The sequence below is a fragment of the Streptomyces sp. NPDC045701 genome, assembly GCF_056432045.1.
The window spans coordinates 22,864-39,266 of record NZ_JBWKJV010000039.1; the positions used below are offsets into that span (position 1 = coordinate 22,864).

General features: G+C 68.8%; 13 protein-coding genes and 1 pseudogene. 8 read left to right on the plus strand and 6 right to left on the minus strand.

The features are described 5' to 3' along the window. Positions 1-258: 258 nt before the first annotated feature. From AC07DW_RS27840 to AC07DW_RS27875, 8 genes and pseudogenes are all read left to right on the plus strand, one after another. Positions 259-1,260 (plus strand): SIS domain-containing protein, encoded by a 1,002-nt coding sequence (locus AC07DW_RS27840; protein WP_478860431.1) that lies wholly within the window; start codon positions 259-261, stop codon positions 1,258-1,260. Between the two features lie 190 nt (positions 1,261-1,450). Next, positions 1,451-2,362, plus strand: coding sequence for a PfkB family carbohydrate kinase (locus tag AC07DW_RS27845; protein ID WP_478860432.1), 912 nt, complete (start codon positions 1,451-1,453; stop codon positions 2,360-2,362). Between the two features lie 11 nt (positions 2,363-2,373). Continuing rightward, positions 2,374-3,474: a LacI family DNA-binding transcriptional regulator gene (locus AC07DW_RS27850; RefSeq protein WP_478860433.1), complete on the plus strand. Its 1,101-nt coding sequence runs from the start codon at positions 2,374-2,376 to the stop codon at positions 3,472-3,474. Positions 3,475-4,730: 1,256 nt separating this feature from the next. Continuing rightward, positions 4,731-4,940, plus strand: a complete 210-nt coding sequence (locus AC07DW_RS27855; protein WP_478860434.1) for a hypothetical protein — start codon at positions 4,731-4,733, stop codon at positions 4,938-4,940. A 146-nt stretch (positions 4,941-5,086) separates the two neighbouring features. Next, a complete protein-coding gene (locus tag AC07DW_RS27860; RefSeq protein ID WP_478860441.1) occupies positions 5,087-5,704 on the plus strand; it encodes a restriction endonuclease in 618 nt (205 codons plus the stop codon). A 529-nt stretch (positions 5,705-6,233) separates the two neighbouring features. Then, positions 6,234-6,578: pseudogene (locus AC07DW_RS27865) on the plus strand (MFS transporter); the annotation flags it as partial. A gap of 90 nt (positions 6,579-6,668) precedes the next feature. Further along, a complete protein-coding gene (locus tag AC07DW_RS27870; protein WP_478860435.1) occupies positions 6,669-7,277 on the plus strand; it encodes a TetR/AcrR family transcriptional regulator in 609 nt (202 codons plus the stop codon). Further along, positions 7,274-8,452, plus strand: coding sequence for a GDSL-type esterase/lipase family protein (locus AC07DW_RS27875; RefSeq protein WP_478860442.1), 1,179 nt, complete (start codon positions 7,274-7,276; stop codon positions 8,450-8,452). Before AC07DW_RS27870 ends, AC07DW_RS27875 begins: the two co-directional genes overlap by 4 nt. A gap of 482 nt (positions 8,453-8,934) precedes the next feature. On the opposite strand, the gene trpS is transcribed toward AC07DW_RS27875, so the two are convergent. From trpS to AC07DW_RS27905, 6 genes are all read right to left on the minus strand, one after another. Continuing rightward, positions 8,935-10,047 carry a tryptophan--tRNA ligase gene (gene trpS / locus AC07DW_RS27880; RefSeq protein ID WP_478860436.1) on the minus strand — a complete coding sequence of 371 codons (1,113 nt, stop codon included), beginning with the start codon at positions 10,045-10,047 and terminating at the stop codon, positions 8,935-8,937. 321 nt (positions 10,048-10,368) lie between these two features. Beyond that, positions 10,369-11,079 carry a DUF5825 family protein gene (locus AC07DW_RS27885; protein ID WP_478860443.1) on the minus strand — a complete coding sequence of 237 codons (711 nt, stop codon included), beginning with the start codon at positions 11,077-11,079 and terminating at the stop codon, positions 10,369-10,371. Positions 11,080-11,087: 8 nt separating this feature from the next. Next, positions 11,088-12,959 (minus strand): RiPP maturation radical SAM C-methyltransferase, encoded by a 1,872-nt coding sequence (locus AC07DW_RS27890; protein ID WP_478860437.1) that lies wholly within the window; start codon positions 12,957-12,959, stop codon positions 11,088-11,090. A gap of 12 nt (positions 12,960-12,971) precedes the next feature. Continuing rightward, positions 12,972-14,057 (minus strand): histidinol-phosphate transaminase, encoded by a 1,086-nt coding sequence (locus AC07DW_RS27895; protein WP_478860438.1) that lies wholly within the window; start codon positions 14,055-14,057, stop codon positions 12,972-12,974. After that, on the minus strand, positions 14,042-15,010 hold the full coding sequence (locus AC07DW_RS27900; RefSeq protein ID WP_478860439.1) for a 2-dehydropantoate 2-reductase: 969 nt from the start codon (positions 15,008-15,010) through the stop codon (positions 14,042-14,044). Before AC07DW_RS27900 ends, AC07DW_RS27895 begins: the two co-directional genes overlap by 16 nt. Before the next feature lie 76 nt (positions 15,011-15,086). Continuing rightward, a complete protein-coding gene (locus AC07DW_RS27905; protein WP_478860440.1) occupies positions 15,087-16,301 on the minus strand; it encodes a cytochrome P450 family protein in 1,215 nt (404 codons plus the stop codon). Positions 16,302-16,403 lie beyond the last annotated feature (102 nt).

Genomic DNA, 16,403 nt, shown 5'->3' on the forward strand with positions numbered 1-16,403 from the left:
GAATCTGATACCGGTACCAGAGCGGGGACGAGATATTCTGCGGGACGGTGCGGAGGTCGCGCCGTCACGTCGGCTCCCCTCTCTCCTTCCTGTGCACGAAAGCCCATGTCAAAAGCATCTCCTGGCACGATCGCGAACTTCCGGGAAGTTCAGTGCTGTTGACGCCGCCGACACGCTGTGTCAGCGTATGGACCGCGTGATACCGGTATCAGGTCGCTCAGCGCCGCCGGCCGCACCCGTTCCCGAAAGGACGCGAAGATGCTCGGATTCGACGAGCCGGAATTCCTCTCCCAGCTGGCGAGCACGGTGGCTCTGCGCCCCCGGATCGAGGAACTCGCCGACCGCCTCACGGACGAAGGCTTCGACAACCTCTTCCTCGTCGGCGCCGGCGGAACCTACGCCCAGATGTGGCCGTACGAGCGACTCGCCCGTCGCACCTCGACGCTGCCTGTCCACGCCGTCATCGCGGCAGAGCTGGTGACCGGGGCCGAGGCGACGCTCGGCGGACGCTCGGTCGCCGTCTTCACCTCGGTGTCGGGCACCACCGAGGACAGCCTCCGCGCCATCGAGTACTGCAAGGCGAAGGGCGTGCGCACCGTCGGATTCACGGGCTACCCCGACTCCCCGGTCGCCCGGAGCGTCGACGTGGCGCTCGTGTCCGAGCCGAAGGCCTGGCCCTTCGACCCGCAGATGCTGCTGCTCATGAGCCGGTTGCTCGCGCGCCGAGGCGAATTCGAGGGGTACGAGAGGCTCGCCGGCGAACTCGCCGGACTGCCCGCCGCCCTCCTCGACGTGGCGCGGCAGGCCGAGCCGAGGGCCGCCGCCTTCGCCGAGGCCCACAAGGACACCGACTACCACTTCCTGGTCGGCGGCGGAAACCTGTGGGGGTTCACCTACCTGTACTCCATGTGCATCCTCGAGGAGATGCAGTGGCTGCGCACCACCCGTGTGCACAGCGCCGAGTTCTTCCACGGCTCGCTGGAACTCCTCGAAGAGGACACCAGCGTGCTGATCTTCCAGGGCGAGGACGAGACACGCGCCCTCACCGGCCGGGTCGAGGCCTTCGCCAAGCGCATCTCCCGCGACGTGACGGTCTTCGACACGCGTGACTACGCGCTGGCCGGCATCAGTCCGGAGTTCCGGGGCCTGCTCGCGCCGCTGGTGCTCGACACCGTCATGGGCCGGGTCAGCAAGCACCTCGAGCGGGTGCGCGGCCACTCGCTGGACCTGCGTCGCTACTACCGCGTCATGGACTACTGAGACGCGCGGCGGTCGCCGCCGCTGCGGGGAGAACACCGGCGGCAGCGGCCGGCGCGGCGCCCTCGTCCCGCCGGCGTACGGCCGCAGCCCCCGTTTCCGCAGTCCGCACCCGCCCGGCACCGGGTCCGGTGCCGGGCGCCCGTCCGTGCCCCCGCCCCGTGGCGTGCCGGGCCAGCGCACAGGAGAACCCATGAGAGTCCTCGGCTTTGGTGACAACATCGTCGACCGGTTCGTCGACCGCGGCATCGACTACCCGGGCGGCAACAGTGTGAACGTCGCCGTCTACGCGAGACGCCTCGGCATGGAGGCGGCGTATCTCGGGGTGTTCGGCGACGACGCCCTCGGCGGCTTCCTGCGCGAGGCCATCGCGGACACCGGGGTGGCCGTCGACCGGTGCGCCGTGCGTGAGGGCGAGAGCGGCGTGTCGACCCTGCGGGTCGACTCCGGGGACCGTGTCTTCCTCGGCTGGAACGGCGGAGGCGTCACCGTACGCGAGCCGCTCGTCCTCGACAGTGGTTTGCTCGACTACGTGTCGTCCTTCGACCTGGTGCACTCCAGTGTGTACTCGGGCAGCGAGGGCGAGCTGCCCAAGCTCACCCGGCTCGACACGCTCACGAGTTTCGACCTGTCCAGTGAGGAGGAGTACCGCACACCCGGGTACCTGGACCGGGTCTGCCCGCACGCCGACCTGGTGCTGCTGTCCTGCTCCCACCTGGACGAGGAGGCCACCCGGAACCTGCTGGCCGAGACGGTGGCACGGGGAGCGGGGCTCGCGCTCGCCACTCGAGGTGCCGAAGGCGCCGTCGCCCACGACAGCCGCACCACCGTGGCGGCACCGGCGCGTTCCCTGGTCGACGATACGTCCCTCGTCGACACGATGGGCTGTGGTGATGCCTTCCTCGCCGGTTTCGTGGTCTCGCTGCTGCGCGCGGGCTGGCGGAGGTCCACCCCGCCGGGCCGCGATCAGCTGGAGCGTGCGCTGCACGACGGGGCGGACGCCGCCCATGACCAGTGCTTCACCGAGGCGGCGTTCGGCCGTGGCCGGCCCACCCGCCGACCGGCTGTGTCTAGCATGTGGACAGCCGTCGACCACGAGAAGTGAGGTACCGAGCGATGTCAGGAGAGCGGCCCCGCCCGTCGGCGCCCCCGACGATCTCCGAGGTGGCCGCGGAGGCCGGGGTCGGCCGGGCGACCGCCGCCCGCACGCTCGGCGGATACGGATACGTCAGCCCCGAGTTGAAGGAGCGGGTGCTCGCCGCGGCCGAGAAGCTCGGCTACCGCGCGAACGCGCTGGCCCGCAGCGTGTCGACAGGCGTGTCCCACACCCTGGGGGTCATCGTCGCGGACATTGGCAACCCGTTCTTCGCGGGTGTCGTCCGTGGTATCTGCGACACCTCACGCGCCCGCGGATTCGACACGCTGGTCCTCAGTACGTACGAGAATCTCGACGAGGAGGTCGCGGCGGCCAACGTTCTCATCGACAAGCGCGTCGACGGCATGATCGTGGCGTCCGCCGCGGTCGACCACTCCTCGGTCGGCCACATCCGCACGGCCCTGGACCGCGGGATCCCCGTCGTCCTCGTCGACCGCGCGGTGTCCTCGCTGGAACTGGACACCGTCGTCATCGACAACCGGGACGCGGCGCGCGGGGCGGTCGAGAAGCTCATCGCGGCCGGTCACCGGCGCATCGGGTTCGTCTGGGGGCCGCCGGTGGACAAGGCTCCCGCGACCCGGCGGGAACTGATCGCCGCCGCGTCCCTGAATCTGTGGACCGACGGGGAGCGGTTGTGCGGATACCTCGACGCGCTCGACGACGCGGGCATTCCCTTCGACCCCGAACTGGTGATGGTCGGGCCGAAGGAGGAGGAACGGGCGGCTCAGGAGGTCGGCCGGATGCTCGATCTTCCCGACCGCGTCACCGGACTGTTCTGCACCGAGACCGACGGCGTCACCGGTGCCCTGCGGGCCATTCGCGCGCGGGAGTTGTCCTGTCCGCGGGATGTGTCCCTGATCGGGTTCGACGACAGCGCCTGGGCCGCCGTCATGGTGCCGCCGCTGACCATGATCGAGCAGCCGGTGCACCAACTCGGCTCCACGGCCGCGGAGGTACTGCTCGACGTCCTCGAAGGAGCCGAAGCGCGACGCGAGATGCACACGCTGCCCAGTCGCCTCGTGGAACGTTCGTCGGTCGCGCCGCCGCCCCGGCGGTCGTGAGGGTCTGGGCCGGGGATGGGTGGCCGCTCCCTCGGGGGCGCCTGAGGTGTCTGTCGCACAGCCGGGATGCGGGCATCGTCGCCATCGCCACGGGCGCGCGGTACCCGTGGGCGCACGCCGCACGCGAGGGCACCGGCTTCCAGCGTGACGGGCCCGGTGCCCACCACCCGCCGGCGGACGCCTCCAGCGCCACCGTGGGCGACCCGGTTCGCTGCGCCGACCGGCACGGAACCGGCGTGAACACGAGCAGTCGGAGGTTCATGGCGACGCCGCCCGGGACCTCCCGCGGCTTCTCCCCGGCCAGTGGAGTGCGACGGTCCACTCGACTCCCACCCTGTCTGGCAGGAGGACCCAAGTTGCCTGGACATGGGACGGCAGAACTGGGCCGCGCCCTCGGCCCGGCCCCTTTCCGCCGCTACTCCGACGGGAGCCGACCTTGTCGGGGTTACCGCTGTCCCGAGGAGACGCCGGTCGCAGGGTGGCAGTGCAGGTCACCGGACCCTCCAGTCTCCAGCAGATGGCAAGCAAGACCCTGGCTCGCGGTACGGGCGGCTTCGTCGAGGACTGCGAGCACCCGGGGCCAGATGGTCGAAGTGCCCGCACCTGTACAAGCTGCGGTACCGGGATGCGGCGGGCAAGCAGGTGGAGGAGTCAGGGTTCGCCGTCCAGAACGACACGATCCAGCGGTTGACGGATGTCTACGACGCCAAGAAGGCGGCTCCGCCTGCCGTACCAGCTCAGTACCCGGAAAGCCGCTGCCGCCGATGATCAGCACAGTCGTGCCGCTTCACGCTACGGGCGAGCGCCGCCGCCCAGAACCACTTCGGCAGCACTCGCCGGTCTAGCGGCCAGGGAGACGAGAGCGGCGGAACACCATCAAGCAGCTCCTCACATCCGTCCCCCACCATCGACCAGCAGCCGCTCTCCGCCCGATCTGAGGCAGGGACCGCCTATGCCCATGCAGATGATCGTCATCTGCCGCGAGTTCGGCCGCGCTCGGATCCGCGGGCCCCGCGGGTGCCTCAACGGGCCTGTTCCCGGAAGGGTGCGGTCGTCAGACCGGATGGCCCCTCAACCCTCCTCACCTGTGGGAACGACTGTCCGGGCGGTATCCGGACAGCGTCCGGCGGGGTTCGCGCCAACGTCCACCGACCGGCTGCGGCTCGAGTACGCGGTCGGCTGCACTGGTCCCTGGCCGCTTCGCGGAGGGCCGGGAAAGCGTGCAGGACATGAGGGCGGGTGGGAGCGGATTTCGCATGTTGACGATCAATGTGGGTGTGCTGCTCACGGTCATCGTGGTGATGCGGCTACGCCGCAGAACCCAGGCCAGAAGCCGTGTCGAGGAACGCAATACCGCCCTCTTCGTCCTGGCCCTGGGCATCGTAATCGCGCCGACCCCTCTGGGCCAGGGCATCTTCGACGTGATCAAGCAACTGGTGAGCGGCGTCTCGCAGGCCGGCTCATGAGCCGGCGCGCCCGGCCAGGTATTCGCCGCTCCCCTGCCGCCCGCCGACGACGTACATCTCCCGTCACTCGACGTCGGCCCACCGCACGGCGTCGTACGGCTCCCCGCCGACGGAGGCCGACCTCCGGCTGGGAGCAGGCCGGTCCACTGCTCCTGGTGCTCGCCGTGGTGTGGAGCCTGGTCATCGGCGCGCTGCGGTGGCTGGCCGCGCACCCCTGGGTACCGATCGTGCCGCTGTTGGTCGCGGCGGCGGTCGGCGGGGTCCGGCTGCACCGGCGCCGGGAGACAGCCCGCTGGAACCGGGTGCGAGAGCAGGGACTGCGTTACGAGCTGCCGCAGATCGACGCCCTGCATCACCGGCAGTTCGAGGAAGCGGTACGGGATCTGATGCGTCGCGACGGCTGCCCTGGGGCGACCCGGGTGGGCGGGGCCGGTGACAACGGCGCCGACGTGAAGGCCACCGATCCCTTCGGCCGCCTCTGGGTCATCCAGTGCAAGCACCGCAAGGCTGGACTGGCCGGCTCCGCGGTGGGAACCCCGGACCTGCACGTCCTCAACGGCACCGGCCGCCCCGTCCACAAAGGCGACGTCGTCGTATTGGTCACCAACGGCCGCTTCACGGACAAGGCCGTCGCCTTCGCCCGTTCCCAGCGACTCCTCCTGGTCGACCGCCACCTCCTCGCCCGGTGGGCCGCCGGCTCCACCCCGCTGTGGGAACTCCTGGGTTCGGTTCCCTCTCCCCGCCGTCCCGCTTCCGGGTCCTGATCCCCGCCGCGTTCGGCCGCATCAGGTGACCGGACGGGTGGGGAAGGCTCACACGTGCCGCGTGGCTTCCTCGACGCCCGCCACGGCCGCGGCCTGGCCAGTCCAGGATTCTCAGCCTGACGGCGAGGCCCTCCCGGCTCCGACTTGATGCCATCAAGAAGGTAATCGGGGGCTGCTTGTCGGGCCGCGTCCCCGGCGGCGAGGCCCGGCCGTCCCGGCCGCCAGGAGCCGCCGGGGCAGCGCCGGTTCGCCTGCCCGGGTCCTGAGCGGTCAGGCTACCTCTGGCCGGATGCAGCCACAGCGACCTTCCACGCCCGTCCCGCCCGGCGTCGGCGGCAGCGGCGACGGGAAGTACAAGGAGCTCGCACAGGCCATTCGTCGCTCACAGGACCGTCACGCCCAGGTCTTCGACTTCGACGCGACGGTGAAGAAGGACTTGGACCAGGCTCGCGGATCTGCCGCGCCTGTAGTCCGGGTGGGCCTAGACGGGCGTCACCGGAGGCCGGGCTTGAGGGCCGCCTCCCGCCCCGCCGGGGCGCCGGCCGGCTCCGTCCTCCCGCTCACCCTCGCTCTCATCCTGCTCGGCATCGGATGGAACTTCGGCCTAGTCAGCGGCACCACCATCATCACTAACGCCGTCCCCCTGGCCACGCGAGCCAAGACCCAAGGCATGGTCGACGTCGCCATCGCCATCGCCGGAGCCACCGGCGGAATGACCTCCGGGATCGTCGTCGCTGCGGCCAGCTACCCCCTCCTCGCCCTCAGCGGAGCCGCCTTCGCCATCGCTCTCGGGCAAGCACCGTTTGCGCGAAGCGAGGCGGGGGTGACCGTGCGGCTCCGCAGCCCCTGCCATCGCGCTCGCCCCCTTCGGTAGAACCGCCAAACCTCTACGAATGCGGCGCTTGCCTATAGGCTATAGGTAGATGCATACTAACCATAGGCGTACTGAGAGTAGGTGATGGTTGTGGTTCGGGCAGGATTGAGCCCGGAGCGGCTGACGCTCGCTGGTGCGGAACTCGCCGATGAGGCCGGTTTCGACCAGGTGACCCTGTCCGCGCTCGCCCGGCGTTTCGAGGTGAAGCCGGCGAGCCTGTACGCGCATGTGAAGAGCTCCCACGAACTCAAGACCCGGCTCGCGCTGTTCGCACTGGAGGAACTCGCCGACCGGGTCGCGGACGCCGTGGCCGGGCGCGCGGGCAAGGACGCCCTGACAGCCTTCGCGAACGCCTACCGGGACTACGCCCGGGCGCACCCCGGCCGGTACGAAGCAGCGCGGTACCGGCTCGACCCGCTGACTGCCGCGGCCAGTGCCGGCGTCCGGCATGCACAGATGACACGGGCGATCCTGCGTGGCTACGACCTGGCTGAGCCGGACCAGACGCACGCGGTCCGCATGCTGGGCAGCGTCTTCCACGGCTATGCCTCCCTGGAGGCGGCCGGCGCTTTCGACCACACGGACGTCGCCGCTCAGCAGTCCTGGGCCTGGACCCTGGACTGCCTCGACACCGCATTGCGGAGCCGGTCCACCCCTGACCGGCCGCCCGTCCCAGAATCGAAAGGCTCGAGACACTGAGCACCGAACAGAACCTGATCACCACCCCCATCACCGCCGACTTCCTGCGCGGGCACCTCGACGTGGAAGAGACTGCCCACGGCCTGCTTCCACACCGGCTGCCTGCCTGGGCGCGCCGCCAGATCCCCGACGACCTGCTGGCCGTGGCCGAGGCCCAGCCCTCCGGTGTCCGGCTGGCCTTCCGTACCAGCGCCACCACCGTCCACCTGGACACCCTGCCCACCAAGCGCGTCTACCGGGGCTTCCCGCCCGCGCCGGACGGCATCTACGATCTCCTGGTCGACGGTCGCCTCACCGCCCAGGCCACCGTGGAAGGCGGGAACCTGCGCACCATCACTGACATGCAGACCCAGACCGCGGAATTCACCCCGGGTCCCGTCGGCACCGCCCACTTCGCCGACCTCCCCACCGGCGAGAAGGAAATGGAGATCTGGCTCCCGCACGCGGAGATCACCGAACTCATCGCCCTGCGCACCGACGCCCCCGTCGAACCCGCCCCGGACAAGGGGCGCCGGGTCTGGCTGCACCACGGCAGCTCCATCAGCCATGGATCCAACGCCGTTTTCCCCAGCACCATCTGGCCCGCCCTGGCCGCCTCCGCAGGCGAGGTGGAGCTGATCAACCTCGGATTCGGCGGCAGCGCGCTGGTCGACCCGTTCACCGCCCGCGCGATGCGCGATACCCCCGCAGATCTGATCAGCCTCAAGCTCGGCATCAACGTCGTCAACAGCGACGCCATGCGCCTGCGCGCCTTCGCCCCCGCCATCCACGGCTTCCTCGACACCATCCGCGAGGGCCACCCCACAACTCCCTTGCTCCTGGTCTCCCCCATCCTGTGTCCGCCCCACGAGAACACCCCCGGACCTCTCGCGCCGGACCTCTCCAGTGGAACCCTGAAGTTCAAGGCCACCGGTGATCCGGCCGGGACCGCCGCCGGACGGCTGACGCTCACCATCGTCCGCGACGTCCTGGCCGACATTGTCAGGCAGCGGTCCGTCGAAGACCCCAACCTCCACTACCTCGACGGACTCGACCTCTACGGCGAGAGCGACCACGACGAGTTCCCCCTGCCGGACGCGATCCACCCCAGCCCCGAAGGACACCGCCGCATCGGCGAGAACTTCGCCAAGCTGGTCTTCGCGAACAACGGGCCCTTCGCCATCACGACTGGCTGACCCGGAAGTCCCCGTACCTGAACCGCTCCTGGACCTCCTCCGCGTACTCGTACGACGTCCGGCGCCGCTCGGGGTACCGCTTCACGCATGACGCGTCCTCGTGCCCGGCACCGCTCCAGCTCCGGGCGCGTGCACCTGGGAGAACGTCCCGTACGCCTCGGCCTGCTCCTCAGTCGGAGACTCCGCCGGCACGAGGCGGACCGCAGCCAGCAGCAACGGCCGCCCGGCGACCTTTCCGCGAACCCCAGCGGCAGGGAGCGGCACGTGTCGTACGAGGTGATCGGGGTGGAGTTCCGTACGGAGCTCCACGCGCGCTGGTCGGTGTTCTTCGACCACCTGCGGGTGCCGTGGGCGTACGAGCCGGTGAGCTCCAAGAGGCGGGACCGGCTCCAGGGTCGGGCAGGCTTTCCCGGACCGACGCAGGCCTCGCCCACCGGTGGCCTCCCGGGCGACACCCGGAGGAGGCCACCTGCGGAGCATCGTCAGTACTGGCTGTTCATCGCGGCACGTACCTCGGCGAGCGTGGCATCGGCGACAGCCCTGGCGCGCTCATTGCCTTGGCGGAGTGTCTGGCGGAGGTAGGTGCGGTCCTGCGCGTACTCGGTTCGGCGCGCCCTGATGGGGGCCAGATATTCGTTGACCGACTCGATCACGGTCTTCTTCAACGCGGCGGCTCCCGCGGAGCCGATGTCCTCGGCCACCTGATGGGGGTTCCGGTTCTGGCAGAGGGCTGCCAGCAGCAGGAGGGAAGACACCTCGGGGCGGGTGGCCGGGTCGTAGGTGATGTGTCGCTGGGAGTCGGTCTTGGCGCTCTTGAGCAGTCGGGCGGTCTCGTCGGCGTCGGCGGCCAAGGCGATGGCGTTGCCTCGGCTCTTGCTCATCTTGGTGCCGTCCGTGCCGAGCAGGAGTGGTGCGCTCGACAGCAGGGCATCGGGCTGCGGGAATACGGCGGCCCCGTTGCCGTAGCGGTCGTTGAAGCGGCGGGCGATGGTGCGGGTGACCTCGAGGTGAGGGAGCTGGTCCTGGCCGACCGGGACCAGATTGGCCTTGCAGAAGAGGATGTCGGCAGCCTGGTGGACGGGGTAGGTGAACATCAGGCCGCTGACGGCGGACTGACGCGAGTGGGTGATCTCGTCCTTGACCGTGGGGTTGCGGTTGAGCTCAGCGACGGAGACGAGGCTGAGAAAGGGCAGCATCAGTTGGTTGAGCGCGGGCACGGCGCTGTGCGTGAAGATCGTGCTGCGTGCCGGTTCCACGCCGATGGCGAGGTAGTCCAGCACCAGCTCCTCGACACACGTGGTCAGGTTGTTCGCGACATCGCGGTCGGTCAGGACCTGGTAGTCCGCGATGACCACGAACATCTCCACACCGAGGTCCTGAAGACGCACTCGGTTGTGCAGCGTTCCGAAGTAGTGGCCCAGGTGGAGACGGCCGGTAGGGCGATCGCCCGTCAGCACCCGGAATTGCCCGGGGTCCTTGAGGACCAGCTCCTCCAGCACCGCACTGCGGGCCTGCGCGGCGGGCGTCCCGAGCGTGTCGGCGGAGGGATCCGAGGCAGGGGCGCCGGGGGCCACGGTCTGCGGGATGGTGTTCATTCGATCTCCTGGTACGTCGGTCTCGCCGCCGAAATGGCACGAGCCCTGGTCCAGGGGACGCGAACGGGCCGTCCATCCGAACGGCCCGGTCATGCATGAGAGGCGGCCGCTCCTACGAGGAGCGCCACCAGCTCAGACATGATGAAAGCTGCATGGACCCATCATAACGTCCGCTGCCGTGGCCGTGCGTGTTCATCCGCGCGGGATACGACGCGGCGGGAGGGAGACCACGACCGCTGTCTCCGGTCCCGCCGCATCGCCGGTGGGCGTACCACCGCGGGGCTGGTCACCGAACCGCTTCAGGGAGGACTCATGTCCGGGCTACCCCTTCGCATCGTCTGATTTCTTTCCCGCCGATGCCAGGGTTCCACCAAGGAGTACGGCACCGATGGGCCATGAACGCATGTGCACCGGCAGCGTCACGCACCAGTCCCCGACGCGCAGGAGCAGCCCTTTGTCCACCAGGTCGCGCGCGGCGGCGGCGTACTGCGGGGTCCGGGTCGCCTCGGCCCACGCGCAGCCGTCCAGGGCCTGATCGAGTACGGCCATCATGGCGGGATCGTCCACGATGATCCGCCTGCTGCGTTCGGGTCGCTCATCGACCACGGACAGGAATGTCGGCCCTTTGCGGAAGTACAGGAGCCCGAAACTGACGACGGATCGCCACTCCCCGGTGGCTGGAGCCCCTTCCGCCGGCCCCGCGATGGTCTCGGGGGCAGGAAGGTGATCGAGCTTCCGGATCAGGTCGTGTTGTTCCGCCCCCAGGACCAGGGACCAGATGACCCGGGCACCGATCGAGGAACATTCGCGGACCAACGCGATGATCCGCACGATCGCGTGATCGGGGAGCGCCGAGAAGTCGGCGGGCTCCGCCAGCCGCACCCCGGCGACAGGCACCCGGAGCAGCAGCGCCGCCAGCTCGGTGGGGGCGGGAAGTTCCGCCCATCGGGGTCCGAGGGTCAGTGTCGGGGGACGGCCGACGGCCGGACGTCCCCCGTCCGAGCCCCGGGCCTTGAGTTCGTCGAGCTCCATCAATGTCCTCATAGCGAAGCCGCCACCTCCCTGCTGCCGACCAGCTTCCGGCGGTACGGGTCGACCTCAAGGGCGACGCTCACGTAGCGCCCCTCATCCTCGAAGGCCAGGCCACGATCGACGAAGTAACGGAGCATCTCCTCGAGCTCCCCCTCCCCCACGACGTGGCCGCTGTCGGCAAGCCGCCGGCGTATGCCCTCGCGGGCGGCGCACTGGAACATGCCGAGGTACACATTGCTCTGGACGTCGTCCAGCTCGATCACTTCCTGTGGCCAGCTCGCGCGGCGATCTTCGATCGTGACCCGGCCACGGTCGTCGGTCCAGTAGGTGAGGGTGCTCCGGGGGTACGCACTGGCCCATTCCTTACAGGCCTGCTTCACCTCGTCCTCGATGGGCCCCGAGATGCCCTGGACGCTGGTGTCGAAGAAGAAGACCATGTCGTACAGCTCGTCCCGTGGGACCTGGTAGATGAAGTCGTATATCTCCGATGGGCGGCGGAACATGAACCCCTGGCTGGAGTCCTCGAAGTAGGGGCTGAATCGCTCCAGTGCTATGCGCCAGGCCCCGCTCGGCGGCTCCAGATGCTCCAGTGTGGCCATTTTCTTGAGCATCCTGCGGTAATCGTCCTCGGTCTCACCGGGGAAGCCGTAGAGGATGCTCCATGTCACGTTGAGCCCGAGGTCCTGCCCGTCACGCAGCATCCGCACGTTGTGCGCGGCACTGACGCCCTTGTCCATGAGGCGCAGCACATGGCTGCTGAGACTCTCGATACCGGGCTGCACGAACAGGACGTTCGCCGCCTTCAGCCTGCTCAACTGCTCCCGGTTCATATTGGACTTGATCTCGTAGTGGATTCTCAGGTCGCAGTCGAGGGCGGCTATCTCGGGCATGGCCGTATGGAGATACTTCATGTCGAGAATGTTGTCCACCATGACCAAGTCGAGAACCTGGTGCCGCTCGGCCAGCTCCCGGACTTCCTGGGCGATGCGCTCCGGGGCCTTGCTCCGGAAGTCGATGTTCGAGCCGTTGAGGCCGCAGAACGTGCATTGATGGGCTTCTCCCCACCAGCAACCGCGGGAGGTCTCCAGCACCAGCATGGGACGGACGTGGTGCCGGACGGGTGACTCTTGCAGCGCCTGGAAGTAGCTGTCGTAACGGGGTGCCGGCACCATGGCGAACGGCAGTGCCGCCTTGGCCGGTGGATTGACCACCGTCTGCCCGTCGTTCCCCCTCCAGCTCAGCCCCGGAACATCCGCCGGACTCGCGCTCTCGCTGATGCGATTGAGCAACGCGGGCAGCGCACGTTCGCCCTCACCACTGATCACGAAGTCGAGCTGCTCGAAATTCCGGTGCAGGGCGGGACCTTGCGCGCCGTCACAGTTACTGCCGCCCAGCACCGTGAGGATTCCCGGTGCGAGTCTCTTCAGCTCCCGGGCGAGTGCGAGCGACGGCACGTTCTGCATGAAGGTGCTCGTGAACCCGACCACGTCCGGTGGATCGGCAGCGATCTCGGCCGCGAGGTCCCGAATGAACCCCCGGGCGTACTTCTGCATCTCAACGGGAAGCGTCGGGTCCATGTCCCGCTGCTCCAGGAACTTCGCGTACTCATCGACCTGATAACTGTCGACGTCGTACAGCGCCGGGGTGAACACCCAGTCGCCGACGCCGTGGAAAACCTGATCCGCGACGTTCCCGTAATCCTCGCACGTGATGGAGCCGCTGCTCTCACGCATCAGGCACTCGGCCCATCGGAGGTTGGCGTACAGCTCGTCGACGGTCCAGTCTGCGGCGTTCTTACGGACGCACGGCCCCAGAATTCCCAGTGCGCTGGACGGTGTGTCCAGCCCTTGCCAGGGCATGGAGATCATCAGGATTTTCACAGAATACCCATCCTAAGAAGAAGTCCTCCGACCGAGCGCCGTCAGCAGCGTTTGGTGCGCCTCGGCCTCTCCCACTGAGATCCGTACACCGTGGCCCGGACAGGCTCGGACCTTGACGCCTGCGGCAGCCGCGGCCCGGGCGAAGGGCTCCGCGGCCGAGGCGAGCGGGAGCCAGACGAAGTTGGCTCGGGAAGGCAGAACGGGCAACCCCAGTTTCCTGAGGCCCGTAGTCAGTTCCTCGCGTGCCGCCGCCACTGCCGCCAGGCGTTCGCGCAGTTCGCCCTCACTGCGCAAAGAAAGCATTGCGGCTTGTTCCGCGAAGCGCGTCACTCCGAAGGGGATCGCCGTTTTACGGACGGTGGCCATGATCTGCCGTGGCCCGGCCGCATAGCCGACCCGCAGACCGGCCAGCCCGTAGGCTTTGGAGAAGGTTCGGAGCACCACGGTGTTGCTGTGCTCGCGCAGCGTCTCCGGCACGCCCGGAGGACTGCTGCCCCGGTCGAACTCCACGTACGCCTCGTCGAGGACCGTGACCACATGATCCGGCAGACTACGCAGGAAACGGCGCACCTCACCGTGGTCGATCACGGTTCCGGTCGGATTGTGTGGGGAGCACAGGATCACCACTCTGGTCCGCGTACTCACCCGGGTGCGGATCTCACCGAGGTCGTGGTCTCCGCACACGGTCAGTGGCACCTGGACGCTGGAGGCACCCGAGATGGCGGCCAACAGCGGATACGCATCGAATCCCGGCCACGCGTAGACGACTTCGTCGCCCGTGCCGCACAGTGCGAGGAGGATCTGTTGGAGCACCCCCGCGCTCCCGGGACCGACCGCCACCTCATCGGCGCACACGCCCAGGTGCCCGGCGATCTCCCTGGTCAGGTCCCGTGCTGTGGGGTCAGGGTAACGAGCGAGTCCCGGCAAGCCTTCCTCTATACCGGCAAGTACGGTCGGCAGCGGGGGAAGAACCAGCTCGTTGCTGGACAGGTCGAAGGTGGTGCGCGAACTGCCTTCGGCGTTCGACGACTCCTCGTCCCGGTAGGCCCCCACATCCCGCAGGGTGCCGCGCCCTGCCCAGGTCACGTGCACCGCCACGGACTCCCCGTCGCCGTACGCGATACGCGCGTGGCGAGCAACTCGTAGAGCATTTCGTGGACCGGCGCGGTCCGGCCTGCCCGGTCGGCGAGGCGGACCGCCGCTCCGGTCCATGCTTCGAGTTCCGACGGCTTCCCCGCCAGGATGTCCCGTTGCAGCGAGGAGGTCACGTCTGGCTGCTGGCGGTCCATCAGTCCTACCGCTCTGTCCACGGCGTCACCCGGCAGCTCGATCCCGAGCGCGATGCCGGTCTCGTGGATTTCCCGCATGCCGGCGACCAGCATCCGCCGGGTGCCGGGGCGCGACCGCAATTCTCCGATGGTCGCCCCGTCGGTGGCGGCTCCCAGACTGCCGATCGGCACCACCAACAGGAACTTCGACCAGAGGTCGACCCAGATGTCGTTCGGCTCCGTCGCTGTCAGTGAGGCGTCACGGAGCACCTCGCGCAGTCGCTTCACCCGGTCGGACACGCTGCCGTCCCACTCGGCGAAGCCCAGTGCGGCGGGGCCACCCACGTGCCACACCCTGCCCGGGCCGACCTGCGTGGCGACGACCCTGACCATGCCGGGGAGTACCCGGTCGTGGCCGATTCCGGCCGCGACCCGCTCGGGGGCCTCCACTCCGTTCTGCACGGTGAGCACGGCCGTGTTCCGGCCGACCAGCGGCCCCAGTGCGTCGACAGCCGTCGGCAACTGCGACGTCTTGACGCAGAGCAGCACGTAGTCCACCTCGCCGATGTCCAACGGGTCGTCCGATGCCCGCACATCCGGCACCGACCAACCGCTTGCACCATCGGTGACGTGCAATCCCTTCTCCCGGAGGGCGGCGAGGTTCTCCCCGCGGGCCAGGAACCGCACGTCATGCCCGGCCTCGGCGAGCCGGCCGCCGATGTAGCCGCCGACTCCGCCGGCCCCCACCACGGCGATGCTCGGGCCGCTCGTTTCTCCAGTCATCCTTCATCGCTCCCTAGATGCTCCGGCTCGGGCCATACGTCCCGCGCGTCCCGGTCAACGTCCGTGCGCGGGCCCGTCATCGTGGCAACCGCCCCCGCAGTCGCAGGGGGAGGGCCTCAAGGCCCCGGCTGAGCGAGCTGTCGGCGATCCAGGCGACCTCCTCCTGAGCCACCGCGAGTTCGAAGCACGGCAGTCGGCGCAGCAGCGTGGTGAACGCGATCTCGCCCTGAAGCCGGGCCAGCGGAGCGCCGATGCAGAAGTGGGCGCCGTGGCCGAAGGAGAGGTGGCGGTTGGGCGACCGGGTGATGTCGAAGCGTTCCGGGTCGTCGTACACGTCAGGATCGTGCCCCGCGCCGGCCAGCGACAGGTGCACGAAGCTTCCCTTGGGTATGTCCACCCCGCCGAGTCGCATGTCCTCCGCCGCGATCCGCAGCGAGGCCCAAGCGGCCGAACCCTCGTAACGCAGGATCTCCTCGATCGCCGAGGGAATCAGTTCGGGGTTGGTGCGGAGCATTGTGAGCTGCTCGGGATGGCGGAGCAACAGCGCCGATCCGTTCCCGATCATGTTGGCAACCGTTTTGTGCCCGGCGATGATCAGCAGAAGGATTGTCGAGAGTAGCTCGTCGTCGCTGAAGACGTCCGCGTCCCTGGCTCTGATGAGCTCGCTCAGCAGGTCGTTCCGCAGGTCGGTGCGACGCTTGGCGACCAGTTCGGTGAAGTAGTCCCGGAACTCCCTGCTCGCCCTCTTCAGGTCCGCCTCGGGGTGCTGCAAGGGATCCTGGCTGAGGACGTAACTCCACTCCTGGAACAGGGGCCTGTCCTCGACCGGTATCCCGAGGTACTCGCAGATGGTGATGAGCGGCAACGGCAAGGCGAACGCACTCAGCAGGTCGATCTCACCGGACTCCGGAAAGGCGTCGATGAGATCGTCGACGATGTCCTGGATGCGCGGGCGGAGGCGGGCGACTGTCGCCGGCCGGAAAGCCGGGGTGATGGGCTTCTTCAGCCGGGTGTGCTTGGGCGGGTCGGCGAACCCCAGGTTGCCGACCACGAGAAGGCTGCTGTCCGCAGCCTTGTCCCGGTACGGGGCGGGCAAGTTCTCGACCTGCTTGGTCAGGCGCGGGTCGCCGAACGCCTGCTCGACGACCTCGTGCTCCAGGACGGCGTACGCCTGGGCTCCCGGGGGGACGTCGATCCGGTGGACCGGGCACTTGGACCTGAGTTCCGCAGTCGCCGCGTGCGGGGACGGCCCGGGGTGGGTGAAGAACTCGGAGGGAAGAATGTCCGACATCGCGGCTCCTAGTGTCCTGCGCCGGGAATTCGATTAAGATATGAGGCCAGGCGTTCGAGGATCTCGTCGGCGCTCTTCGTCCATGTGAAGGGGCGGGGGTTC

What these genes read in the sequence shown, in the direction of transcription:
- AC07DW_RS27840 (WP_478860431.1), top strand. Translation starts at nt 259, where the DNA reads ATGCTCGGATTCGACGAGCCGGAATTCCTCTCCCAGCTGGCGAGCACG.
- AC07DW_RS27845 (WP_478860432.1), top strand. Translation starts at nt 1,451, where the DNA reads ATGAGAGTCCTCGGCTTTGGTGACAACATCGTCGACCGGTTCGTCGAC.
- AC07DW_RS27850 (WP_478860433.1), top strand. Translation starts at nt 2,374, where the DNA reads ATGTCAGGAGAGCGGCCCCGCCCGTCGGCGCCCCCGACGATCTCCGAG.
- AC07DW_RS27855 (WP_478860434.1), top strand. Translation starts at nt 4,731, where the DNA reads ATGTTGACGATCAATGTGGGTGTGCTGCTCACGGTCATCGTGGTGATG.
- trpS (WP_478860436.1), bottom strand. Translation starts at nt 10,047, where the DNA reads ATGAACACCATCCCGCAGACCGTGGCCCCCGGCGCCCCTGCCTCGGAT.
- AC07DW_RS27885 (WP_478860443.1), bottom strand. Translation starts at nt 11,079, where the DNA reads ATGGAGCTCGACGAACTCAAGGCCCGGGGCTCGGACGGGGGACGTCCG.
- AC07DW_RS27900 (WP_478860439.1), bottom strand. Translation starts at nt 15,010, where the DNA reads ATGACTGGAGAAACGAGCGGCCCGAGCATCGCCGTGGTGGGGGCCGGC.
- AC07DW_RS27905 (WP_478860440.1), bottom strand. Translation starts at nt 16,301, where the DNA reads ATGTCGGACATTCTTCCCTCCGAGTTCTTCACCCACCCCGGGCCGTCC.